The sequence below is a fragment of the Streptomyces spinoverrucosus genome (assembly GCF_015712165.1).
Classification (GTDB): Bacteria; Actinomycetota; Actinomycetes; order Streptomycetales; family Streptomycetaceae; genus Streptomyces; species Streptomyces spinoverrucosus_A.
Window position 1 is genome coordinate 7,717,631 of sequence record NZ_JADPZX010000001.1, and the last position, 24,097, is coordinate 7,741,727.

General features: G+C 69.5%; 14 protein-coding genes and 2 pseudogenes. 6 read left to right on the top strand and 10 right to left on the bottom strand.

The window, feature by feature from the left end; genetic code table 11:
- Window positions 1-42: 42 nt before the first annotated feature.
- Window positions 43-1,245: an IS701 family transposase gene (locus I2W78_RS35085; protein ID WP_307783919.1), complete on the bottom strand. Its 1,203-nt coding sequence runs from the start codon at window positions 1,243-1,245 to the stop codon at window positions 43-45.
- Between the two features lie 143 nt (window positions 1,246-1,388).
- Window positions 1,389-2,057 (bottom strand): ScbR family autoregulator-binding transcription factor, encoded by a 669-nt coding sequence (locus tag I2W78_RS35090; protein WP_196464264.1) that lies wholly within the window; start codon window positions 2,055-2,057, stop codon window positions 1,389-1,391.
- Window positions 2,058-2,067: 10 nt separating this feature from the next.
- On the opposite strand from I2W78_RS35090, the gene I2W78_RS35095 reads away from it, so the two are divergent.
- A complete protein-coding gene (locus I2W78_RS35095) occupies window positions 2,068-3,126 on the top strand; it encodes a ScbA/BarX family gamma-butyrolactone biosynthesis protein (RefSeq protein WP_269066944.1) in 1,059 nt (352 codons plus the stop codon).
- A 97-nt stretch (window positions 3,127-3,223) separates the two neighbouring features.
- On the opposite strand, the gene I2W78_RS35100 is transcribed toward I2W78_RS35095, so the two are convergent.
- The 6 genes and pseudogenes from I2W78_RS35100 to I2W78_RS41885 form a co-directional block, all read right to left on the bottom strand.
- Window positions 3,224-3,988 carry an SDR family NAD(P)-dependent oxidoreductase gene (locus tag I2W78_RS35100; protein ID WP_196464266.1) on the bottom strand — a complete coding sequence of 255 codons (765 nt, stop codon included), beginning with the start codon at window positions 3,986-3,988 and terminating at the stop codon, window positions 3,224-3,226.
- Window positions 3,989-4,077: 89 nt separating this feature from the next.
- Window positions 4,078-4,593, bottom strand: coding sequence for a hypothetical protein (locus I2W78_RS35105; protein WP_196464267.1), 516 nt, complete (start codon window positions 4,591-4,593; stop codon window positions 4,078-4,080).
- A gap of 11 nt (window positions 4,594-4,604) precedes the next feature.
- Window positions 4,605-5,138: a flavin reductase family protein gene (locus I2W78_RS35110; protein ID WP_196464268.1), complete on the bottom strand. Its 534-nt coding sequence runs from the start codon at window positions 5,136-5,138 to the stop codon at window positions 4,605-4,607.
- A pseudogene (locus I2W78_RS35115) lies at window positions 5,135-11,610 on the bottom strand (type I polyketide synthase); the annotation flags it as partial. The pseudogene I2W78_RS35115 and the gene I2W78_RS35110, both read right to left, overlap by 4 nt.
- 44 nt (window positions 11,611-11,654) lie before the next feature.
- A complete protein-coding gene (locus I2W78_RS41880; protein WP_445330157.1) occupies window positions 11,655-13,772 on the bottom strand; it encodes a type I polyketide synthase in 2,118 nt (705 codons plus the stop codon).
- Between the two features lie 288 nt (window positions 13,773-14,060).
- A pseudogene (locus I2W78_RS41885) lies at window positions 14,061-17,077 on the bottom strand (type I polyketide synthase); the annotation flags it as partial.
- Between the two features lie 255 nt (window positions 17,078-17,332).
- On the opposite strand from I2W78_RS41885, the gene I2W78_RS35125 reads away from it, so the two are divergent.
- From I2W78_RS35125 to I2W78_RS35145, 5 genes are all read left to right on the top strand, one after another.
- Entirely contained in the window at window positions 17,333-17,710 is a 378-nt protein-coding gene (locus I2W78_RS35125; protein ID WP_196464269.1) for a YybH family protein, read from the top strand.
- 254 nt (window positions 17,711-17,964) lie between these two features.
- Entirely contained in the window at window positions 17,965-18,381 is a 417-nt protein-coding gene (locus I2W78_RS35130; protein WP_196464270.1) for a YybH family protein, read from the top strand.
- A 253-nt stretch (window positions 18,382-18,634) separates the two neighbouring features.
- Window positions 18,635-19,750, top strand: coding sequence for an acyl-CoA dehydrogenase family protein (locus tag I2W78_RS35135; protein WP_307783921.1), 1,116 nt, complete (start codon window positions 18,635-18,637; stop codon window positions 19,748-19,750).
- 34 nt (window positions 19,751-19,784) lie between these two features.
- Window positions 19,785-21,002, top strand: a complete 1,218-nt coding sequence (locus I2W78_RS35140; RefSeq protein ID WP_196464272.1) for a cytochrome P450 family protein — start codon at window positions 19,785-19,787, stop codon at window positions 21,000-21,002.
- Between the two features lie 25 nt (window positions 21,003-21,027).
- Window positions 21,028-21,258: a ferredoxin gene (locus tag I2W78_RS35145; RefSeq protein ID WP_196464273.1), complete on the top strand. Its 231-nt coding sequence runs from the start codon at window positions 21,028-21,030 to the stop codon at window positions 21,256-21,258.
- Window positions 21,259-21,485: 227 nt separating this feature from the next.
- Here I2W78_RS35145 and I2W78_RS35150 read toward each other — a convergent pair whose 3' ends face one another.
- Window positions 21,486-22,361, bottom strand: coding sequence for an NAD(P)-dependent oxidoreductase (locus I2W78_RS35150; protein WP_196464274.1), 876 nt, complete (start codon window positions 22,359-22,361; stop codon window positions 21,486-21,488).
- A 167-nt stretch (window positions 22,362-22,528) separates the two neighbouring features.
- Complete coding sequence (locus tag I2W78_RS35155; RefSeq protein ID WP_196464275.1) at window positions 22,529-23,878, bottom strand: nucleotide disphospho-sugar-binding domain-containing protein; 1,350 nt, start codon at window positions 23,876-23,878, stop codon at window positions 22,529-22,531.
- Between the last annotated feature and the right edge of the window lie 219 nt (window positions 23,879-24,097).

Below are 24,097 nucleotides of genomic sequence, written 5' to 3' on the forward strand. Positions count from 1 at the left end.
GTGTGAAAGCGCTGCCGCCCCGCACACGCGAAGCCGAGAGTGTCAATTACCGGACGGTAGGTTGGTGTTCTGGGTTCCCGCCCGCCGTTCGAGGCAGCCCCGTCCGCCACGGTTGCCTCGCCTGCCCGCCAGGACCGCTACCAGATGGGCGACGGAGGCCAGGGTGACGTGGCGGTGCCAGCCGGGGAAGGAGCGGCCCGCGAAGTCACGCATCCCGACATGGTTCGATACGTCCGTGAAGTCGCGCTCGACGACGTCCGGCAGGCGGGTGAGTCGCAGCACGGACGGCAGTGACTTGGGGTCGGCGCTGGTCAGCCACAGCTTTTGGGGCCGGGGGGTGGCGCCGGACCACTCCGCGACCAGCGTCATGCCGAGGCGTGAGCCGGGCGGTGGAGCGATGACGGGCAGGGCGACCGCTGTGGTGCGACTGTCCTCCGTGTTCACCGGCTGGCGCATGCGGCTCATCGAGGTCGCCAGTTCGGCGGCGCCGCGTTCCTGATCGCCGAACTTGGGCAACTCGGCCTGGTCCAGACGCAGTTGCTCCGATGGTTGGACACGGAGCACAAAAGGCAGACCGGCCGAGGAGAAGTGCCGGGCCAGGGCCATGGTGTCCACGCCGTCGGCGTCCACGACGACCGGAGCGCGCCCGACGCCGCCGGGGCCGACGAAGGCGTACACCATCTCGCGTACGCACTCCTCGAGCGTCTCCGTCGTGACCGTGCCGGTTATCCCGACGCGTTCACGGAGCGGATCCCGCAGCCAGCGGCCGGACAGCAGCAGGCGCCAGTCGACCGGCACCGCCGCATGACGGGAAGCCAGCCATCCTCCCACGGCGTACTGGCCGTTGACCGTCCGTCCCAGCTGCGGCAGGTAGTGCTGATCGACTCCGATCGAGTGCTGGCCGGCCTTCGGGATCACCGTCGGCCGGAAGACCCAGGCCTCCGGCGCCATGGCCTGCCGCACATAGCTCGCCAGAGCCCGTCGTACCGGCATCCACTCCCATGGCGACTCGCTGATGAAGTGATGCACTCGCTGCGGTGCCGCGGCTCCCTCGAACTGGGTGGCGATACTGCGCAGGGTCTTGCGCCCGGGGCCTTCGAGGAGGCCGCGGACGTACCACTGCGCCCTCATCCGCTGGCCGGTGCGCGGCAGCGAGTCGAACAGTTGCGGACTGAGTTCCCCCAGGAGCGACCGGTGGGCTGATGTCTCCGGTTCGCGGGCGCGTTTGGACAGGCTCGAGCTCACTGGGTCCCCCTATGGTCACGGTCGCGCGGATCGGGTGCGTTGCTCGGCACACCCCCGGCCTGATGCAACGAAAGAGGTTAGCCGTCCGGTTCCCGCGCGCAAGAGATTTCCGGACCGCCGGACGCACGGCGGCGGTCCCGGTGTCAGCGCGTGGCCGTGTCGGGTTCCACCGCGCCCCCGGGTGCGGCGCGCACCTGCTCCAGAAGGTGCTCCGCACGGCGCGGTGAGGTGTCGAGCTTCGCCAGTACGCCGGGGATCGCGATGTTGGGGAGCATCAGTGCGAGCAGATGGGCGATCTCCTCGGGGAGGTCACGGTCGGGCAGTGTCTCGCTGACGAGCGCGACACCGGTCCATGCCCCGACCAGGAGCCGTGCGGTGACGGCCGGGTCGACGTGGCAGAGCAACTCGCCGCGCTGCTGGGCCTCATGAAGCAGGTCGGCCACCACGGAGACCCAGTCGGGCCAGCGCGTTCCGAACATGGCGCGCGCCTTGGGGTCGACGGCCAGGCTGATCGAGGATCTCAGCAGGGGCTCTCTGGGGACGCGGACGGCCAACAGCAGCGTCAGGTCGGCGCACTCCTGCAGCTTCAGTGCCTGTGGCGTCAGACCTTCGAAGGTGACGGCCTCCGCGAGTACGGCACGTGCCAGCTCCTCCTTGGAGGTGAAGTGGAAGTACAGGCCACCGCGCGTGATGTGGACGCGGTCGATCAACTCACCGATGGTGCTTGCCTCGTACCCCAGATCGTTGAACATCTGGGCGGCCGTCTCAAGGATCATTCTGCGCGTGCGGATCGCGCGCTCCTGCCTGGCCACTCACGCCTCCATGGCACGTTTTGGTAAATGCTTGAACTTCTTTGCCAGTGTTTTAAGTCACAGTCGAACGCCCCGCGAAACCGGACGGGTAGCCGGTACTTTAAGCGTGCTTTCACATGATGAGCACCTCGGCTGGACCAAGGGGGAGGCCTTGCCCGGAGCGACCGTCACACCGCATGCCGTCAACCGACCCGACACCCGCGCCTCTTCGGCGCCTTCGTTACTCGGCTACACCCACCTGAGGAACCCCGAATCCGTGCTGGTCACCGACTGGTGGCGGATCGACGACGACCGGTTCGCACTGCGGGTCGAGTGGCCTCCCGCACCGGCGAACCTGCCGTACGACCCACGCATACTGACCCAGACCATCCGGCAGAGCGGCTTGGTCGTCGCCCACGCCGAGTGCGATGTGCCGCTGGAGCACCAGACCGTGCTCCGCAGGTTGGACTTCCTGATCAGCCCGGAGTTCCGGCCACCGGCTGGGCGGGCGCTGACACTGGACGTCGAGGTGATCGTCTCCCGCGTCCAGGGCAAACGATCCGCCGGCTCGCTGCGCATGGGCATCGACGTTCTGCACGACGGCTCCCCGGTGGTCCAGGCGGATACCGAGTTCGCCTGGATCTCGCCGCGGGCCTACCGGCGACTACGAGGTGAGTACCTGACGGTCGACTGGGGCAGCTGGCCGCTCCCCGCTCCCGTGGAGCCCGAACTCGTGGACCGGGACAGCGAGGCGGACGTACTGCTGGCACCCACCGCGTCGCCGAATCGCTGGCAACTGCGCACCGACGTGGGGCATCGGCTCCTCTTCGACCACCCGGTCGATCACGTGCCCGGGCTGGTCCTCGTCGAGGCCGCCGACCAGGCGGCGCGGGCCATGCTGGCCCCGACCTCCTTCGTCGCCACCCGCGTCCGCACCAGCTTCGCGCGCTACGTCGAGTTCGACCAGCCGTGCTGGATATCGGCGGTGAGACTGCCGACCGCGCACCCGCGTCGGCTCGCGGCCCAAGTCATCGGTACCCAGGGCGGCGAGCACGCCTTCTCGGTGGACTTCCAGGGCCTGGCTCCGTAGAACGCCGCCGTCCTTCGCGGACGGCGCACGGCGGGTGCCGCACAGGCGGCCATACCTGTCCGGCACCCGCTGCTCACCACTCGGCGAGGCAGCCCTCTCACTGGTTGATGAATCCACCGTCCACCGGCATGACGGTGCCCGTGAGGAAGGGACAGCGGTCGCTGAGCAGCCATGCCGCCGCAGCCGCGACCTCCTCCGGCTCCGCTGTACGTCCCTGGGGCGTCACGGAGTTGACCATGTCCTCCAGGCCGGGGTTCCGCCCGAACCAGTCGGCGGTGATCTCGGTGCGCGTGGAGCCCGGGGCGATCGCGTTCACACGGATGTTCTGCTTGGCGTACTCGTCGGCGGCGGCCCGTGTGAGACCGACGACCGCGTGTTTGGAGGCGATGTAGGGCGCGGCGGTCGGGATGGCCACCAACCCTCCCACGCTGCTGTTGTTGACTATGTTGCCGCCGCCGTGCTCCAGCATCGCCGCTATCTCGTACCGCAGGCAGTTGAAGACGCCACGGACATTGGTGTCCATGATGCTGTCGTAGACGTCGTCCGGCATCAGATGCAAAGGAGTGCGGTCCCCTCCGATGCCCGCGTTGTTGAACGCGCCGTCCAGCCGACCGTGAGTGTCGACGGTGAACCGCACCGCTCGGGCGGCGTCAGCGGGGTCCGTGACATCGGCGACGACGTAGTCCGCCTTCGCCCCCTTGTCCCGTAGCGCCTCGACCAGCGCGGTCAGGCGGTCCTCCCGGCGAGCGACCAGCACGACGGACGCGCCCTCCTCGCAGAACACCCGCGCCGCTGCCGCACCGATACCGCTGCTCGCCCCGGTGATGAGGATGGATTTCCCGTAAAGAAGATCATTTCCCATGTGGGTAGTCTCCCAGACCGGCTCAAGCATGGCCCATTTCCCGCCCGTTGGCTCAGATGGTTCTGCCGGCGGGCGGCTGCGCGGGCAGGTCATGTCGATCTCGCCGGAGTGCGCGACGTACGGGCCGAACGCCCCAGGGCCCTGACAAGTCCGGCCGTCCGGTCGGCGGCGGCCGGGGCCGCCGGGCCATCCAGTGCCGCGAGCATCGCGCACTCCATGAGGAGGGTGACAACGAGCATGTCGTGTTCCGGGGAAAGCGGGCCCGCGGCGGGCAGTTGAGGCACCTCCTCGGACTGGGCGGCGGCGGACGCGGCCCTCGTCAGGACCTGTCGTGCCCGCAGCCGCAGGGCAGCCCCGAGAATGATGTCGTCGCGTTCCTCCGGGGCGAGCGCGGTCTGCAGCGCGGCGTCGAACGAGGCCACCACCCGGGCCTCGAAGAGGTCCGGAACCCTTGCCGGACCCCGGGACGGCCGTGCCGCCCGATGACGCCGTGCCGCCTCCCTCACCAGGCCCTCGTTCAGCGCTTCGACGAATCTGCGGCCGACCACGTCCTCCCAGGACCCTGTGACTGCTCCCGCCTCTTCCGTGTCGAACCCCATGGCCATGACGACCGGCCTCACTCGTTGACCGCTCGGATCTGCTGGAACCCGCCCTTGAAGAACAGCAGTCCGGCGGTGCCCTGCGAACTGGAGGCATTGACCACGTCGCCGATGAAGATGGAGTGGTCGCCGGAGTCGTGGTACTCGGCGAGCTCGCATTCCAGCCAGGCGATGGCACCCTTCAGCAGGGGGGACTGCGTGACCGGACCGGGCGTCCAGTCGAACCCGGTGAACTGCTCGTGACCCAGCGGCCTGTTCTTGTCGGCGAAGTGCCGTGCCAGGTGCTCCTGTTCGGCGCCCAGCACCGATATGCCGAAACGCTGGGCCGACATGATCGACTTGTGCATCACGGCGCTGTGGGACACACAGCACAGCACCTTGGCCGGCTCGAGGGAAACAGAACTGAAGGCGTTTGCCGTCATTCCGTGGATGTTCTCGCCGCCGACACTGAGGACGATGACGCCGGTCGCGAATCGCGACAACGTCTCGCGCAGCGCGGATGTCGTCATCGGGATTCGGTCGACGGTCTCGTGTGCGGATACAGAACTCATGCCGAACCCTTCGGGAGACTGGTGCGGGAATAGTCGGGGCTCTCGGGGAAGTGACCCGTCTCCACGAAGAAGCGGACGTATTTCTCGAAGAGTTCTCGGGTCAACGGCGGACACACGATGCCGCTGCCGTCCAGAACCGCCTCGGTCTCCGTGGTGTCCATCGGCGGATAGAACGAGTCGGTGTCGGCTGTCATCATCTCGAAGGCGTGCAGCAGCGGCGCCATCGCATTGGCCGGATCCTCGTGCACGCGTGCCCGCCACGTGTCCCATTCCAGTTCGTCCAGCGAGTAGCCGAACGTACGCAGATGGTGGACACACTCGCGCAGGCTGATCGAACTCGGATTGAACAGATGGAAGGTGCCGCCCGTGGCCGCGGCGCGGCCCGACATATGCAGGATCGCCGCACTGACGTAGTCCACCGGCAGCAGATGAAAACGACCGCCGACATGCGCCGGGACCGCGCCCGCCTGCAGCAGGCCCTTGATGCTCAGCCATACGAAATCGCTGGTCTGGCAGGCACCGTTGAGCTGGTCGCCGGAGATGACGTCCACGCGGTAGACGGACACCGGCAGCCCCCGGTCCCGTGCGAGACCGATGATCCGCTCGGCGACCCACTTGCTCTGCAGATAGCCGCTCGGCAACTGCTCGGCGGGCCCGGTCGGATCGCTCACCCGCAACGGAACGCCCTTGGCGGCCGTGCCGTTGAAGACCCCGACGGTGGACACGTAGTGGACGGGCACGGTGCGGTGACGTGCCGCCAGCCTGAGTATCTCCTCCGTACCCAGGACGTTGGCCGCCTTGAGCGTCGCGTACGAGTGCAGCCAGTGCACCCGGGCGCCATTGTGGTAGACGACGTCGACCGTCTTCGCCAGCCGATCGAAGTCGCTCTCGGACAGGCCGAGCCGTGGGAGGGCCAGATCGCCCACGATCACCGAGAGACGCTCGGCGTCCACCTGGTCCAGGACACCGTAGCGCTCCAGGTTCTCCCGCAGCCGGGCGAGTGCCCGAGCCTCGTCCTCACCGCGCACCAGACAGTGCACCGTCGCCCGTGTCGTGCGCATCAGGTCGCGCAGCAGGAAGGCGCCGAGGAAACCACTCGCTCCGGTCAGCAGCACGTGCCGGGGGTCGTCGACCACGGTGACGACGTCGGTCGCGGGCCGGATGTCCTCCGCCAGTCGTACCTCGGTGGCGAAATCGGGGAGGGCCGTCTCGGTCACCGCATCGTCCGTGGGCCCGGTGAGAAGCTCGAGCAGATGCCCGGCCAGGGCGGCCGGCGTGGGGTGGTCGAACACCAGCGTGGCGGGGAGACGGACACCGGCGAGTGCGCCCAGCCGGTTGCGCAGTTCCACCGCGGTCAGGGAGTCGAAGCCCAGCTTGAGGAAGGACAGGTCCTGCGCGACGGCGCCGGGGTCGGCGTGGCCGAGCACACCCGCGACCTCGGCCAGGACGGCCTCGGTCACGAGCCGGCGCCGGCCGGCGGCGGACAGCGTGGCCAGCCGTTCGGTGAGCGGCTCCACGGCGGCGTCGGTGTCCCGCACCGCACGGCGCGGCGGAGTACGGACCAGGCCGCGCAGCACGGCCGGAACCTCCTCCATGTCCCGCACGGCGGCGACGTCCACGGGTGTGGCGACCAGGGCCGGGGTACCGAGGCTGACGGCGCGGTCCAGCAGAGCGGTGCCGGTGACCGCCGTGACAGGCCGGAAGCCGCTGCGCGCGATGCGGTTGAGGTCGGTCCGGCTGAGCCCGCCCGACATGCCGCCGTCCTGCGACCACAGGCCCCAGGCGATCGACGTCGCCGGGAGACCGAGCGCGCTGCGGTGCTGGGCCAGGCCGTCCAGGAAGGAGTTGGCGGCCGCGTAGGTGGACTGGCCCGGGCCGCCCACCACGCCCGCGATCGAGGAGAACAGGACGAACGCCGACAGGTCCGCGTCACGGGTCAGCTCGTGCAGGTGCCAGGCCGCCTCCGCCTTCGGACGCAGCACAGCGGCCAGCCTCTGTGGGGTCTGGGCGCCGATGACCCCGTCGTCCAGGACGCCGGCCGTGTGCACGACGGCGGTCAGCGGATGCTCCGACGGTATCCGCGCCAACAGCCCGGCCAGTTCCTCATGGTCGGCGACGTCGCACGCGGCGATCGTGACTTCGGCGCCCAGCTCCTTCAGTTCGGCGGCGAGTTCGGCGGCCCCCTCGGCCTGTCCGCCCCTGCGGCTGGCCAGCAGCAGGTGTTGGACACCGTGGCCCCGGACCAGGTGCCGGGCGACCAGGGCGCCGAGCGATCCGGTGCCGCCCGTGATGAGCACGGTGCCGCCGCTGTTCCAGCGTGGCGCGCGAGCCGCGTCGGCCCGGGCCGGGCGTTGGAGGCGGGGGACGTACAACCTGCTCGCTCTGACGGCCAGTTGAGGCTCGCCGCAGCCGAGCACCAGGTCTCGGTCCGGCGCGGTCAGCTCGGTGTCCGTGTCCACGAGCAGGATCCTGCCGGGCGCCTCCGACTGGGCGGAGCGCAGCAGCCCCCACACCGCGGCCGCACCGGGATCGACCGGCTCACCCGGAGCGGCGGCCACGGCGCTCCGCGTGACCACCACGAGCGGCGTGTCGACCAGTCGGTCGTCCGCGAGCCACCGCTGGGCGAGGCCCAGGACTCGGCGCGTGGCCTCGTGCGCCGCAGCGGCGAGGTCGGCGGTGGCGGGCGGACCCGTGTGCACCAGTACCGCGTCGACGGGTACGCCGGAGGCGACCGCCGCCGCCACCTCGTCAACCGTGGCGAACGACCGCAGACCAGGCACCTCGTTCTCCAGCGCTGCCCACCGCGCCGGTTCCCCGGGGGTGGTCGGCAGCTGCGTCCAGTCGATCCGGAACAGGCTGTCTCCGGGCCGCGTCGCGGCGTCGGTGACGTCGCTGCCGTCCAGCGTCCGGGTCTGTACGGCGTCGATCGTGGCGACGGGCAGCCCCTTCCGGTCGGCCAGGCGGACCGACAGCATGCCGTCGTCGGCGAGGGTCAGGCGCACGCGTAGAGCAGAGGCACCGCGCGCGTGCAGCCGAACGCCCCGCCACACAGCTGGGGCTCGGACCCCACGGCCGGGCTCCTGGCGAGAGCCGACGGACAGCGCCGTATGGAGGGCGGCGTCGAGCAGGGCGGGGTGCAGCAGGTACTCCCCGGCGTCCGCGCGGGTCTGCTCGTCCAGGCTCAGCTCGGCGAAGACGTCGTCGCCGCGCCGCCATGCGCCGGTCAGCGCCCGGAACGCCGGACCGTACTGGGCTCCCGCCGCCGTCAGGCGTGCGTAGACGTCTTCCGGGTCGACGGCGTCCGCGTCCGCGGGCGGCCACTCGTCGAGACCGGCTGGGCGCCCGGGAGCCCGTACACTCAACCAGCCGTGCGCGTGCCGCTCCCACGGCGGATCGCCGTCGTCCGGGCGCGCGTGGATCGTGACGGACCGTCGGCCAGAGTCGTCGGGCGCACCCACGGCGACCTGGATCTGGACCCCGCCGCGCTCCGGAACCACCACAGGGGCCGTCGTCACCAGCTCGTCCAGGTCGGTGCAGCCGACCTCGTCCCCGGCACGGACCGCCAGCTCCACCAGCGCGGCGGAGGGCAGGACGGCCGAGCCGGCGACCACATGGTCCGCCAGCCAGGTGTGCGTGCGCAGCGAGATGCGGCTGGTGAACAGCGCCTCGTCCGAGCCGGCCACCGCGACTGCCGCGCCCAGTAGCGGATGCCCGCCCGAGGACAGTCCGTAACGCGCCGGGTCGCCGCCCTCGCCGGAGGAGGACTCGACCCAGTAACGCTCGCGCTGGAAGGCGTAGAAGGGCAGGTCGACATGGTGAGCTCCGGTGCCGGCGAAGAACGCCGGCCAGTCCACGTTCACACCGTGGTTGTGCAGTCGGCCGAGGCCGTGGATCAGAGTTTCCGCCTCCGGCCGGTCACGTCGCAGCGTGGCAACCGCCAGGGCGTCGGGGCTGTCGAGTGTCTCCTCGACGAGGGTGGCCAGAACCTGATCGGGGCCGATCTCGACGAACGCCGTCACACCCTGCTCGGCAAGGCTGCGCACACTGTCGGCGAAGCGGACGGTGCCGCGCATTTGCTGCACCCAGTAGTCGGGGTTTTGTAGTTGGTCGGGGGTGGTGGTGTGGCCGGTGAGTGTGGAGATGAGGGGGGTGTGGGGTTCGCGGTAGGTGAGTTGTTCGGCGGTGTGGCGGAGTTCGTTGAGGATGGGGTCCATGTGGGGGGAGTGGAATGCGTGGCTGACGGTGAGTTCGGTGGTTTTGTGGCCTTGTTCTCGCATGTGTTGGGCGAGTTGGTGTGCGGCTGCTGTGTCTCCGGCGATGACGGTGGATTGTGGTGCGTTGATGGCGGCGATGCTGAGGTGGGGGGTGAGGTGGGGGTGATGGTGTCTTCGGTGGCTTGGATGGCGATCATGGTGCCGCCTTGTGGGGCGGTTTGCATGAGGCGGGCTCGGGTGGTGACGAGGGTGGCGGCGTCGTTGAGGTCGAGGATGCCGGCGAGGTGGGCGGCGGTGATTTCGCCGATGGAGTGGCCGGTGAGGTAGTGGGGGTGGATGCCCCAGGTGGTGAGGAGGTGGTGGAGGGCGACTTCGATGGCGAAGAGGGCGGGTTGGGTGTGGGCTGTGTCGTGGAGGTGGTGTCCGGTGGTGATGGTGTGGGTGAGGGGTTGGGGGAGGTGGGGGTCGAGGGCGGCGGTGACTTTGTCGAAGGCGGTGGCGAAGGCGGGGTAGGTGTCGTAGAGCTGGCGTCCCATGCCGATGCGTTGGGCTCCCTGTCCTGTGAACAGGAAGGCTGTTTTGCCGTGGGTGGGGGTGGCTTGGGTGAGGTGGGGGTGTGGGGTTTGGGTGGTGAGGGCTTGGAGTCCCGTGTGGAGGTCGTCGGTGGTGGTGGCGGTGATGACGGCTCGGTGGTGGTGGGTGGTGCGGGTGGTGGCCAGGGAGTGGGCGAGGTCGAGGGGGGATTGGGTGGGGTGGTTGTGGAGGTGGGTGAGGAGGCGTTGGGCCTGGGCGCGAAGGGCGGGTTCGGTCTTGGCCGACAGCAGCCACGGCAGGGCCGGGAGGGACTGCTTCTGCTCTGTAGTGGTGGGCTCGGTCTCTTCCGGTGCCTGCTCCAGGATCACGTGCGCGTTCGTCCCGCTCACACCGAACGCGGACACCGCGGCTCGGCGCGGCTCCTGCTTCGACGGCCACTCACGTTGCCGGGTGAGCAGTTCGACGGCTCCGGTGGACCAGTCGACCATGGGGGTGGGCTCGTCGATGTGCAGGGACCGGGGCAGCACCCCGCGCCGCATCGCCTCGACCATCTTGATGACACCGCCCACGCCGGCCGCGGCGACGGTGTGCCCGATGTTGGATTTCAGGGAGCCGAGGTAGAGGGGTTGGTCCTTGGAGCGTCGTTGGCCGTAGGTGTTCAGGAGGGCTTGGGCTTCGATGGGGTCGCCGAGGCGGGTGCCGGTGCCGTGGGCCTCGACGGCGTCGATGTCGGTTTCGGTGAGGCCTGCGTCGGTGAGTGCCTGGCGGATGACGCGTTCCTGGGAGGGACCGTTGGGTGCGGTCAGGCCGTTGCTGGCGCCGTCCTGGTTGACGGCGGAGCCGCGGACGAGGGCGAGGACGCGGTGGCCGTTGCGGCGGGCGTCGGAGAGTCGTTCGAGCAGGAGTAGTCCCACGCCTTCCGACCAGGCGGTGCCGTCCGCGGCCGCGGCGAACGACTTCACCCGCCCGTCAGCCGCCAGCCCGTTCTGCCGGGAGAAGTCGACGAAGCCGCTCGGAGTGGCCGTCACCGTCACTCCGCCGGCCAGCGCCAGGTCGCACTCCCCGCGGCGCAGCGCCCCGGCCGCCAGGTGCAGGGCGACCAGCGAGGAGGAGCACGCCGTGTCGACCGAGATCGCCGGGCCCTCGAAACCGAAGGAGTACGCGACACGGCCGGAGGCGACGCTGCTGAGCTTGCTGGTCAGCAGGTACCCCTCGAACTCCTCCGGCCCTTCCAGGCCCAGGTAGCTCTGCTCCACCACACCGGCGAAGACACCGGTGCGGCTGCCCCGCAGGGCGGCGGGGTCGATCCGTGCGTGCTCGAAGGTCTCCCACGCGGTCTCGAGCAGCAACCGCTGCTGGGGATCCATCGCCAGCGCCTCGCGCGGCGAGATGCCGAAGAAGCCGGCGTCGAACACCGGCGCGTCATGCAGGAAGCCGCCCTCGCGGGTGTAGGAGGTGCCGGGCGTGTTCGGATCCGGGTCGTAGAGCCGGTCGAGGTCCCAGCCGCGATCCGTCGGAAACGTGGAGATGCCGTCCCCGCCCTCGGCCACCAGCTGCCACAGATCCTCGGGCGAGGCCACGCCACCCGGGAAGCGGCAGGCCATCCCGACGATCGCCACGGGTTCGCCGCTCGCGGCCTGGAGTTCGGCGATCCGCTGCTGAGCCTTGTGCAGATCGGCGGTGACCCGCCTGAGGTACTCGACAAGCTTGTCTTCATTGGACATACGGGATCGATTTCTCCTCGAAGCACAGGTTTCGGCCGACACGGTCAGTCGGCGGATCGGCCGAGCTGGGAGTCGATGAAACGGAACAGTTCGTCGGCTGAGGCGGTTTCGAGGGCCTCGGCGGTCCCGGAGCCGGCCGCCACCGGGGTCAGCTTGGCCGCGAGCGCCTGCAGACGCGCGGCGAGCTCGGCGCGTTCCTCATCGGCCTCGGGTGCGGTGACCAGCAGGGCTTCCAGCTTGTCGAGTTCGGCCAGGACGGTTCGGCTCGTACCACCCTCCGGCACCACGCGCTCCAGCAGCGCGGCGGCGAGTGCGGTGGGAGTGGGGTGGTCGAAGACCATGGTCGCCGGGAGCCGTACTCCGGATGCCGCGCCCAGCCGGTTGCGCAACTCCACCGCGGTCATCGAGTCGAAGCCCAGCTCCTGGAAGGAGCGCTCGGCCGCCACGGCCTCGGCGGACGCGTGCCCGAGGACCGCGGCCACTTCGGTGCGGACCAGGGAGAGTGCCCACTCCTCGCGCTCCTCTGCCGTCGCCCCCGTGAGCCACTCGGCGGGCGACGGTGCGGAGTCCGCCGTTGACCGTGCCGTGCGCCGGGCCGGACCGCCGCGCACGAGCGTGCGCAACAGCGGCGGGACCTGGCCGTCGGCACGCGGTTCGGCGGAACTCAGCGGCGTGGCCACCGGTGCGGCGGTCTCCGCGGCGAGCGCCCGGTCGAACAGCGCCAGCCCCTCCGCCTGCGTCATGGGGCGGAATCCACCGCGCACGAACCGGTCGAGGTCCGCCTGCGCCAATTGGGCGTTGATCCCACCCGACTCCCAGATGCCCCACGCCACGGCGACGGCCGGGAGGCCCTGTGCCCGCCGGTGATGGGCGAGGCCGTCCAGGAAGGCACTGGCCGCCGCGTAGTTGGCCTGCCCTGGCCCGCCGAAGACCCCCACGGTGGAGGAGAACAGGACGAACGCGGCGAGGTCCGCCCCCCGCGTCAACTCGTGCAGGTGCCAGGCGCCCTCGGCCTTCGGGCGCAGTACCGCGCCCAGACGGTCCGGCGTCATCGACTCGAACAGACTGTTGTCGAGGACGCCCGCAGCATGCACCACCCCGGTCAGCGGATGGTCGGCGGGGATGTCCGCCAGCAGCTCGGCGAGAGCGGCCCGGTCGGTGACGTCGCAGGCGGCGATCGTGACCTCGGCCCCCAGCTCCTTGAGGTCAGCGGCCAACTCGGCGGCCCCGTCGGCCTGTTCCCCGCGCCGGCCGACCAGGAGCAGGTGCCGCACCCCGTGGCTCTCCGCCAGATGCCGGGCGACCAAGCTGCCCAGCGTTCCCGTTCCACCGGTGATCAGGACGGTACCCACCGGGTCCCAGGCCGGCCTGGCCAGGTGCCCCGACGCGGCCGGGAGACGCCGCAGCCGGGGCAGCAGCACCTCACCCCCGCGCAGGGCCGCCTGCGGCTCACCAGTGGCCAGGGCCGCCGACAGCGACGCGGTGGACGCCTCCCTCTCGGTGTCCACGAGGACGATCCGGTCCGGAGCCTCCGACTGCACTGACCGCACCAGGCCCCACAGGGCCGCGCTCGCGGGATCCGGCACATCCGCGTCGAGCGCCGCGACCGCGCCCCGCGTCAGCACGACCAGCGGAGTCCCCACCAGCCTGTCGTCGGCCAGCCAGCCGCGCAGAACGTCCAGGGCCCGCGTCATATCGCCGAGCGGGGAGGCGTCGGCCTCGCTGGGGGCGCCGGACGGCCAGGGCAGCACGACCGCGTCGACCCGGCCATCCGGGGCGGTGGCAGCGGCGGCGGCAACGTCCGCGTACTCCCCGTACTCCTCCACGATGTCGTCGCCGAACGGGGCCCACGACCTGGGACCCGCCGTACGCAGCACCCCCCAGCGCAACCCTCGCGCACCGGTCGCCGGGGCCGCCGGACGCCACTCGACGGCGAAGAGTCCGTCGGTGCCCGCGCCCGGTGCCGCGCGGAACCGGTCGGCGGGAATGTCCCGGAACTCGATCGCGTCGACCGTGGCGACCAGTTGCCCCCGCGCGTCGGTGAGCCGCAGCGCGATGGTCCGCTCGTCGAGTTCGGTGATCCGGGCGTGTACGGCGGTGGCCCCGGTGGCGTGGACTCGCACCCCGCGCCAGATGCCGGGCACCGCCACACTGCCGTCCATGGCCACGGTGGACCGGGGGCCGAGCACGTCCTCCAACAGCGCGGGATGAACGGCGTATCGGGCGGCCTCCTGCGCCAACTCCTCCACAAGGCCCACCTCGACACCGGCGGCCGCGGCCCCGGCCGAGCTGTCGCCCGCGCCGGATTCGGCACCCGCTTCGGCGCCGGATTCGGCTCCCGCCAAGTCGTCGCTGAGACAGCGACCGTGCGCGAGGAGGGTCCAGGGGGCGTCGGCGGTCGTGTCGGGGCGGGCGTACACCGCCACCAGGCGCTGCCCGTCCTCGGCGTACGCGCCCGCCCTCACCTGTATCCGCACGGCGCCCTCGGCGGGCAGCGCGAGCGGTGCCTCCAGCCGCAGTTCGGCCAGGTCGGTGCAGCCGATCTCCGCACCGGCGTGGACCGCCATCTCCACCAGGACCGCCGCCGACAGCACGGGCACACCCCGCACGGTGTGCCGCGCGAGCGAGGGATGGGTGCGCAGCGAGATCGAGCTGGTGAAGACCGCCTCGGAGGAGTCGGCGAGGCCCATGGGGGACCCCAGCAGCGGGTGGCCGCCGCCCGCCGCCCCGTGCGAGCTGCCGGTCACCGGCTCCAGCCAGTAACGCTCCTGCTGGAAGGCGTACGTGGGCAGCTCGACGGTGCGTGCGGACGTGTCCGCGAAGTACGTCGGCCAGTCCACGTCCGTTCCCCGGACGTGGACGGCCGCGACCGCGTCCAGCAGGGTCCGCACCTCCGGACGTCCCTTGCGCAGCGTCGACACGGTCACCTTGCCGTCCGGCTCGCGCAGGCCGGCGGCGGCCAACGGGGCACAGACGCTGTCGGGGCCCACTTCGAGGAAGGTGGTGACCCCCTCGGCCTCCAGAGTGCGAACGGCGTCCAGGAAGCGGACGGTGCCGCGCATTTGCTGCACCCAGTAGTCGGGGTTTTGTAGTTGGTCGGGGGTGGTGGTGTGGCCGGTGAGTGTGGAGATGAGGGGTGTGTGGGGTTCGCGGTAGGTGAGTTGTTCGGCGGTGTGGCGGAGTTCGTTGAGGATGGGGTCCATGTGGGGGGAGTGGAATGCGTGGCTGACGGTGAGTTCGGTGGTTTTGTGGCCTTGTTCTCGCATGTGTTGGGCGAGTTGGTGTGCGGCTGCTGTGTCTCCGGCGATGACGGTGGATTGTGGTGCGTTGATGGCGGCGATGCTGAGGTGGGGGGTGAGGTGGGGGGTGATGGTGTCTTCGGTGGCTTGGATGGCGATCATGGTGCCGCCTTGTGGGGTGGTTTGCATGAGGCGGGCTCGGGTGGTGACGAGGGTGGCGGCGTCGTTGAGGTCGAGGATGCCGGCGAGGTGGGCGGCGGTGATTTCGCCGATGGAGTGGCCGGTGAGGTAGTGGGGGTGGATGCCCCAGGTGGTGAGGAGGTGGTGGAGGGCGACTTCGATGGCGAAGAGGGCGGGTTGGGTGTGGGCTGTGTCGTGGAGGTGGTGTCCGGTGGTGATGGTGTGGGTGAGGGGTTGGGGGAGGTGGGGGTCGAGGGCGGCGGTGACTTTGTCGAAGGCGGTGGCGAAGGCGGGGTAGGTGTCGTAGAGCTGGCGTCCCATGCCGATGCGTTGGGCTCCCTGTCCTGTGAACAGGAAGGCTGTTTTGCCGTGGGTGGGGGTGGCTTGGGTGAGGTGGGGGTGTGGGGTTTGGGTGGTGAGGGCTTGGAGTCCCGTATGGAGGTCGTCGGTGGTGGTGGCGGTGATGACGGCTCGGTGGTGGTGGGTGGTGCGGGTGGTGGCCAGGGAGTGGGCGAGGTCGAGGGGGGATTGGGTGGGGTGGTTGTGGAGGTGGGTGAGGAGGCGTTGGGCCTGGGCGCGAAGGGCGGGTTCGGTCTTGGCCGACAGCAGCCACGGCAGGGCGGAGGGGGCTGCTTCTGCTGTGTAGTAGTGGGCTCGGTCTCTTCCGGTGCCTGCTCCAGGATCACGTGCGCGTTCGTCCCGCCGAAGCCGAAGGATGAGACACCGGCACGGCGGGCATGGCCGGTTACCGGCCAGTCGTGCTGTCGGGTCAGGAGTTCGACGGCTCCGGTGGACCAGTCGACCATGGGGGTGGGCTCGTCGATGTGCAGGGACCGGGGCAGCACCCCGCGCCGCATCGCCTCGACCATCTTGATGACACCGCCCACCCCGGCCGCGGCCTGTGCATGTCCGATGTTGGATTTCAGGGAGCCGAGGTAGAGGGGTTGGTCCTTGGGGCGTCGTTGGCCGTAGGTGTTCAGGAGGGCTTGGGCTTCGATGGGGTCGCCGAGGCGGGTGCCGGTGCCGTGGGCCTCGACGGCGTCGATGTCGGTTTCGGTGAGGCCTGCGTCGGTGAGTGCCTGGCGGATGACGCGTTCCTGGGAGGGACCGTTGGGTGCGGTCAGGCCGTTGCTGGCGCCGTCCTGGTTGACGGCGGAGCCGCGGACGAGGGCGAGGACGCGGTGGCCGTTGCGGCGGGCGTCGGAGAGTCGTTCGAGCAGGAGTAGTCCCACGCCTTCCGACCAGGCGGTGCCGTCCGCGGCCGCGGCGAACGACTTCACCCGCCCGTCCGCCGCCAGCCCCCGCAGACGGGAGAACTCCACGAACGCCACCGGCGTCGACATGACGGTCGCACCGCCGGCCAGCGCCAGGTCGCACTCCCCGCGGCGCAGCGCCCCGGCCGCCAGGTGCAGGGCGACCAGCGAGGAGGAGCACGCCGTGTCGACGGTGACGGCGGGCCCTTCCAGGCCGTACGTGTACGAGAGCCGGCCCGAGGCGATGCTGCCCGCACTGCCACTGAAGAGATAGCCCTCGGCGTTCTCCGTGGGCAGGCCGGGACGCGAGCCGTAGTCGTTGTACATCACGCCCGTGAACACCCCTGTGCGGCTGCCGCGCAGCGCACTGGGGTCCACGCCGGCCCGTTCGAAGGCCTCCCACGCCGTCTGCAGAAGCAGTCGCTGCTGCGGGTCCGTGGTCAGCGCCTCACGCGGTGACATCTCGAAGAACGCCGCGTCGAAGAGGTCGGCGTCGTGCAGGAAGCCGCCCTCGCGGCCGTAACTGGTCCCGACGTGCTCCGGGTCCGGGTCGTACAGCCGTTCCAGGTCCCAGCCCCGGTTGTCGGGAAACGGAGTGACCGCGTCCACGCCGTCGGCCACCAGCCGCCACAAGTCCTCGGGCGAGGCCACGCCCCCCGGGAACCGGCACGCCATCCCGACGATCGCTATCGGCTCGCGCTGTCTTTCCTCGATCTCGCGCAGCTGATTGCGTGCGTCACGGGCATCGGCGATGGCTCGCTTGAGGTAGTCGCGGAGTTTCTCCTCGTCCGCCATGGTTCTCAGCTCCCCCAGTGTGATGTGTTCGTGGCCCGTGAAGTTCGAATCAAAGAAAAGCCGGACGGTTCGCCGAGCGTAAGGAATCCCGGGGAATGTCCTGGTAATCGGCCGATTTCCGCCGGGTTGATGGCTGTGACGTTACTTCCCGATGAGTGGCTGGTTGCTGACGCCTCATTACTCTGCGAAGGTCCGTCAAAAGTCCGTCACAATAATCCACAACGGTTTCCGGGCGGGAAAGGGGTAGTCGTCCTTATGGCGCAGCTCACGAATGAAGTGGAGAAACACACGGCGCTGTACGTGGAGGCGTTCAACGCGGGGGACGCGGACGCGGTCAACGCGATGTACACCGACGAGGCCGTCGCCGTCTGGGAACCGGGTGTTCCCCTCACCGGACAGGCCCGGGTCGACGCGGTCAGGGAGTTCCTCTCCCACGGCCCCAGGATGACGGCCGTACCGCGGCAGTCCTTCGTCACGGGCGACACCGCCCTGCTGATCGTCGACTGGACCATCGACACCACGGACGCCGACGGCAACCCGGAGCGGCTGTCCGGCGTCGGCGCCGATGTCCTACGCCTCGGCGCGGACGGCAACTGGCGCTACGCCGTCGACGATCCGTACGGCGGTAAGTGAGCCGTACGCCCGACCGAGCACGGACGGGACGCGTACGACGGCCTGGATACGACCGCACAACCGTACGACGGCCCGCGCACGGGTGCGGCGGCTCGCAGGCCGCCGCTAGCCCGCCCGGGCACAGACGCTCGTCCGCACGGGCACCGAGCGGACGGCATCCGGATGCGGCCGGCCGTGCGGCCGGCGCCCGCGGACGGCCACCTTTCGCTCACCGCACTCAGCCTCTGCTGCCACGACCTGGGGGTTCTCCTTCCATGGCCATCACCGTCGACATCGATTTCGACAACCCGGACCTCACCGACGACACCGACCTGCAGAACGAGATCTTTCTTCAGGTGTTCAACTCGGGCGACGGCGAGCTGTTCGACAAGCTGTACCGCGAGGACTCGATCTCCAACTTCTCGGGCCAGCCGCTGACCGGCGCCGCCCGACTGGCGTTCTTCAAGGAGTTCCTCGCGACGAAGCCCGTCCTCCAGGCGGAGGTCACGCATTCCTACGTGGCCGGTGACGTGGCTCTGATCGGCGTCCGGTTCACCATCGACGGCACGGACGCCGACGGCAAGCCCATGCACCTCGAGGGCGACTGCACGGACGTCCTCCGCCGTGGCGCGGACGGCCGTTGGCTCATGGCCATCGACCGGCCGGTGACCGGGGGGCTGCTGCCGGAATAGGCCGAGTACTCCACCACACGTCCCCCCGCGCCGATCCCTTCGAACCGGCGCGGGGGGACGTGTCTTTCCGGCCGATGAACACTTCATTGCCGACAAGTGGGTGGTGAATTGAGCGGCCTCCTTACTGTGGCACACGGTCACTGGACCGCCGAATCCTCGCGCATGGTTCAGCGGATACTACGTCGGAGGAAGAATGGCTCAGCTCGACACTCGCGCCATCGAAGTTCTTGACGCGGTCAGGGACGCAGTTCCCGTGCTGCGCAAGAATGCCGGAGACACCGAGATTGCCCGGTGGATCGTCGACGAGAACATCGACATTCTCGAGAAGGCGGGGGTATTCCGCACCGCGGTGCCCGAACGCTTCGGCGGCCTCGACCTGCCGGTGGAGCAGCAGGCGGCGGTTCTCGCCGAGATCGCCCGGGGCTGCGGCTCGACGGGCTGGGTCTCGATGGTGTGGGTGTCCACGGCCTGGATCGCCACGCTGTACCCGGATCGAGCCCAGGAGGAGGTGTTCGCGAACGGTTCCGTCCGGATCTCCGGCGGCTTCACCCCCTCGGGCACGCTTGTCCCCACGGAGGGCGGCTACATCCTCAACGGCAGCTGGCGGTTCAACACGGGCGTGCGCGGGGCGCAGTGGAACGTGCACGCGGCGCTCGTCGAGCACCCCGACGGCCGGCACGAGGAACTGTTCGCCCTGGTTCCGATCGAGGACATCACCGTCGCCGATGACTGGGACGTGTTCGGCGCCGGCGGCACGGGCAGCGCGACCTCGACGGTGAAGGACGTCTTCGTACCCGCCCACCGTGTGGTGGACGGCGCTGTGTTCGACGCCTCGACCCGCGATCGTTGGAACGCCGATGTGAAGGGCCGTAACTACAACCTGACCAGCTATGTGCTGGCGACGTGCGCACCGGTCTACCTTGGCATCGCCAAGGCGGCGCTGGAACTGTTCGTCGAACGGCTGCCCGGCAAGGCCATCACGTACACGAACTGGACCGAGCAGCGCGAACACCCGCACACGCAGATCCAGCTTGCCCACGCGGTGAACAAGGTCGCGTCCTGTGAGGCGCTCTCCCGGGACTGGCTCCGGGTCATGCAGGACCGAGCGGACCGGGGCGAGAAGATGACGGTCCTGGAGAAGGCGACCGTTCGCGGACAGGTCGGCTACGTGGTGCAGGCGACCAAGGAAGCGGTGGAGACGCTCTACGGCATCAGCTCCGCGTCCACCATCCTGCGCAGCAACCCCTTCCAGCGGGCCTTCCGCGACATCGAGGCGCTGGCCCTGCACGGACTCCTCACGCCGGTCAGCTCCCTGGAGGCGCATGGCCGCGTCCTGCTCGGCCTCGACCCCGGCACCGACTACATCTGACCGATCTGATCCGACGACGCTTCGGAGGACCGCCATGACCACGGCGCAGCAGGCCCCTGTGCTGTTCGACTCCACCTATTACCAGGACCCGTACACGGTGTACGACTGGCTGCGGGTCCACGATCCCATCCACCGGTTCCGCTTCCCCGTCGGCGATGTACCGATGGTCTTCGTGTCCCGGTACGACGACGTGAAGGCACTGCTCAGCGACCAGCGGTTCAGCAACGACGGGGTTGCCTGGGGAAGCGAGGAGTTCAAGAAGTCGGGGATGATATTCGGCGCCGACACCCTGATCGGACGCATTCTCACGGTACTCGACCCGCCCGACCACACCCGGGTCCGCAAGCTCGCCATGGGCGCGTTCACACCGCGCCGCGCGGCCACCTGGAAAGAGCCGGTGGAGCGCATCGTGAACACGGCGCTGGACCGCCTCGAACAGTCCGAGAACCCCGATGTGATGGACTACGCGAGCAAGATCCCCGCCGATGTCACGGGCGAGATCCTCGGGTTCCCGCTGGACCGCTTCCAGGACATGCTGCACGCCATCGAGCGGGCCTTCCACGCCGATCCGTCGAACCCCGACAACGAGGCCGAGGTCGCGGCCGCGTTCGAGGAGATCGTCATCTACGGCCGTGAGCTGATCGTCGAGAAGCGGCGCAACCCGGGCGACGACCTGACGTCCGTCTTCATCCAGGCGCGCGACGGTGAGGACCGGCTGACCGAGGACGAACTCGTGTCCATGGTCGCTCTGATGATCATGGCCGGGATCGACACCACCAGGAACCTGATCGGTTCCGCCGTGCTCGGCCTGCTCGACCACCCGGATCAGCGCAGGCTGCTCGCGGAGCACCCCGAGCACACCGCCACGGCGGTGGAGGAGTTCCTGCGCTACGACGGCGCGTTCTGCGTGGGCCTGTTCCGTCTGGCGAAGGAGGACCTGGAGCTGGGCGGAGTTCCCGTCCCCGCCGGCACCCCCGTGGTCGCCGGCCTGCAGTCGGCCAACTACGACCCGGAGAAGTACCGGGACCCCCGGCGGCTGGACATCACCCGTGAAGGGCCGCGCCACCTGGCCCTGGGTCACGGTCTGCACAACTGCATGGGGGCGGCCCTGGCCCGCCTGGAGACCTCCGTCGCCGTCCCCGCCCTGATCGAGCGTTTCCCGAACCTGAGGCTGTCCGTTCCCCGCGAGGAGATCCGCTTCGAGGAGAACTGGCTGCTGCGCAGTCTGCCGTCGCTTCCCGTCGCCCTGTGAGCCGTATCGAGAAGGGGAGGTGCCCATGAGCAAGAAGATCCTGTCCATCGACACGGCGGTGTGCACCGGGGCCGGCACCTGCGAGGCCATGCACCCGCAGCTGTTCCGGGTGAGTGCCGAAGGCTACGCCGTGGCGCTGAAGACCGAGTTGGTGGAGCCGGAGGCCATCGAGGCGGCGAGCAGCGTGCTCGATGTCTGCCCCACCGAGGCCATCCGGCTGGCCTCGGCCGAATCCCAGTCCGACGGCGACGCCTGAACACGTCCCGGCCGCCGAGGAGCGGGAGACTGTCCGAAACGTCCGCTCGAAGAGCCCTCACGGCTCGTCGAGCGGACGTTTTCTCATGCGACGTACGGGACTTGCGCCGCGACGGAACCGGAGCGCACCGGGGTGCCGAGCGAGAACAGGACCGGGCCCGCCCGTGTGACGAGCGTGCCCGGTCCTGTGTTCGGGACTGTTCCGGCCGGTCCAACCGCCGACTTGGCTCAGGAAGGCTTCTTCTTCATCAGCTCGAGCAGGCTGGAGAAGCTGTCGGCCGCGTGTCCGGCCTTGACGCCTCGGCGGAACAGCTCGACGACCGCCGCCTGGAGCGTGGTGTCGACGCCCGCGTCCTCGATGGTGTGCAGAACGTGTTCCACACTCGCCAGACCCATGGCGAGACGGTCGACGTCGCCCTCGTGGTTCCCGGCGTCGATGCGCTGCGCGTAGAAGGAGAGGAAGCCCGGCATGGCCGTCATGGTCTCCTCCGCGCTGGGCAGCACGTCCGTGGCCTTGAGGCCGTTGGCCTCGCCGATGGCGATGGCCTGCCAGTAGCCCAGCATCGACGTCCAGAACATGGCCATGCCGATCTGGTACACCAGCGCGGCCAGACCCGGGTCCTCGCCCCGGTAGTCGGTGCTGGTCAGCGCCTCGAGGGTGGACTTGTGCTGCTCGAAGGGCTCACGCGGACCGCTGTAGTACGTCGAGGACTCCGGGTCGCCGATGCCCGACGGCGGGACGGTGACGCCACCAGTGATGTGGATTCCGCCGCGTTCGGTCACCCAGTGGGCGCCGGCCCGGGTCTTGCCAGGGGTGTCCGAGCTGAGGTTGACGAGGACCCGGCCGGCGAGCGAGTCCTGAGCCGTGTCCAGCACGGAGTACATGGCCTCGTAGTCGGTCAGGCTCAGGATGATCAGTTCGTTGGCCTTGATGGCCTCCTCGGGGCTCTTGGCCAGGACCGCACCGCGGGCGACCAGCGCGTCGGCTCGGGAGGCGGTGCGGTTCCAGACGGTGACCTGGTGCCCCTTGTCGAGGAAGGCGTTCACCATGGCCTGGCCCATGGGGCCGAGTCCGATGACGGTGACGGACTGCTTGCCGGTCATGAGAGATGGACCTCCGGGTCTGCGGCGAAGATGACTGAAACGAGGATGACTAAAACGAGCGCTCCATTTAGCCCGTGCCCAGAACGTAGCACACAAACTGAGTGGAACGCTCTAACTAGAGGTGACTGCACGAGAGTTGGATGCGCGGGCCGTGGGCTGACGGCTCGTCACTTCCCCTTGGGCTTGTGGATCTCGGTGAGCCGCTCGAGGATCGGAATGATCTCCGTCGGGCTCGGTGCCGCGACGATGTCCTCCTTCATCGCGGCGGCTCCTCGCTGGAAGGCCGGATCGTGCAGGACCCGCTCCAGCCGCTCGCGCATCTCCGCCCCGCTCAGCTCCTGGTGATTCAGCGTCAGCCCGGCACCGCTCTCGACCAGGTAGGCGGACGTGGGCGGTACGTCCATGTGCTGCGTGGTGAAGGTCTTCTTGTTGCCGTCGTCGTCGACGGTCGTGAAGTCGTTGAGGTCGGAGGTGATCAGCTGCGGCACCCCCATGGCCGCCGCGGCGTTGAAGGAACCCGTACCGCCGTGGTGGATGAAGACCGAACTCGACGGCAGGAGCTGGGTGAGGGGCAGATAGTCGATGGTGCGGACGTTGTCCGGCACCGGAATGTCGCGCAGTTGCTCCTTGTTGAGCGTGGCGACCACGTCGACGTCCATGCCGGCTACGGTCTCCAGCAGGGCTTCGACCCGGGGCCTGCTCTCCTCGAAGAAGGCACGCATCGACATGCCGAGGGAGATGGCCACCCTGGGGCGTTCCGGCGGGGCCTGCAGCCACGTCGGAAGCGGAGCCGCGCCCGTGTAGGGAATCCACTGCATCGGCAGGGTGCGTGTCCGTGTCCGCAGGCGCATTCCCGACGGCGTCGGGTCCACCGTCCACTGGCCGAGCAGCAGTTCCTCGTCGACCTCGAAGCCATAGCGCGCGGCGATGGCCTGAACCGAGTCCTCCATCGGATTCGTGCCGAGGGCCGATCCGAGCACGCGCCGGCGCTCGGCGAACCGGTCCACGGTCCAGCCCCAGTAGTCGAGCCCCCAGAGCAGGCGGGCATGCGCGGCGCCGGCGGCCCGGGCCGCCACAGCGGACGAGGGCCAGCAAGGGTCCCAGAGGACCAGGTCGGGCCGCCAGTCACGGGCGGCGTCCACCAGCCGCCCGATCCACGGGTAGCTGTCCGGCGGGGCCTCGCCCATGGGGTGGAAGTCCCACATCACCGGGAAGAGGAAGGTACGCAGGCTCTCCCACGGGTAGCGGTCCTCGGGGGCCAGTTCCAAAGCCTCGGTGAGCCGGTCGAGTTCTCCCTCGACATCGCGGTCCTTGGCGTTCTCCCCGTCCCACGGCGCGGGCATGAGCCCTTCGTCGCCGAGCAGCACCGGCGTGAGTCCGACGGATGCGATGCCGTCGGCCATGCTGGGATGCGCGGCCACGCATACCTCGTGCCCGGCGCTCTGCAGCGCCCAGGCCAGTGGAGTGAGCGGATACAGGTGGGCCGTGCCCGGCCAGATCGTGAACATGATGCGCATCAGCAGCTGCCCCTAGACCTTCTGATCCACGCCGAACGAACGGCTTGTGAGAGACACAGGTGTGCGCCGAAGCTAACCGGGCGCTCTGCACCGGCCGGTAATCCCGGAGTAATGCGAATTCCCGATTCCGCGCAATCGGTGTTTTCCGGCATTCGGTAAGACCCGGTGATTACTCGGGGATTACGCCGGGACAGATAGGAAAGGTATTCGCCGGGCCGC

Bases quoted from the DNA above. Each gene is read 5' to 3' on its own strand.
- I2W78_RS35145 (WP_196464273.1), top strand. From the start codon at position 21,028: ATGAGCAAGAAGATCCTGTCCATCGACACGGCGGTGTGCACCGGGGCC.
- I2W78_RS35150 (WP_196464274.1), bottom strand. From the start codon at position 22,361: ATGACCGGCAAGCAGTCCGTCACCGTCATCGGACTCGGCCCCATGGGC.
- I2W78_RS35110 (WP_196464268.1), bottom strand. From the start codon at position 5,138: ATGAGTTCTGTATCCGCACACGAGACCGTCGACCGAATCCCGATGACG.
- I2W78_RS35130 (WP_196464270.1), top strand. From the start codon at position 17,965: ATGGCCATCACCGTCGACATCGATTTCGACAACCCGGACCTCACCGAC.
- I2W78_RS35140 (WP_196464272.1), top strand. From the start codon at position 19,785: ATGACCACGGCGCAGCAGGCCCCTGTGCTGTTCGACTCCACCTATTAC.
- I2W78_RS41880 (WP_445330157.1), bottom strand. From the start codon at position 13,772: ATGGACGGCAGTGTGGCGGTGCCCGGCATCTGGCGCGGGGTGCGAGTC.
- I2W78_RS35155 (WP_196464275.1), bottom strand. From the start codon at position 23,878: ATGCGCATCATGTTCACGATCTGGCCGGGCACGGCCCACCTGTATCCG.
- I2W78_RS35095 (WP_269066944.1), top strand. From the start codon at position 2,068: ATGGCACGTTTTGGTAAATGCTTGAACTTCTTTGCCAGTGTTTTAAGT.
- I2W78_RS35105 (WP_196464267.1), bottom strand. From the start codon at position 4,593: ATGGCCATGGGGTTCGACACGGAAGAGGCGGGAGCAGTCACAGGGTCC.
- I2W78_RS35125 (WP_196464269.1), top strand. From the start codon at position 17,333: ATGGCGCAGCTCACGAATGAAGTGGAGAAACACACGGCGCTGTACGTG.
- I2W78_RS35100 (WP_196464266.1), bottom strand. From the start codon at position 3,988: ATGGGAAATGATCTTCTTTACGGGAAATCCATCCTCATCACCGGGGCG.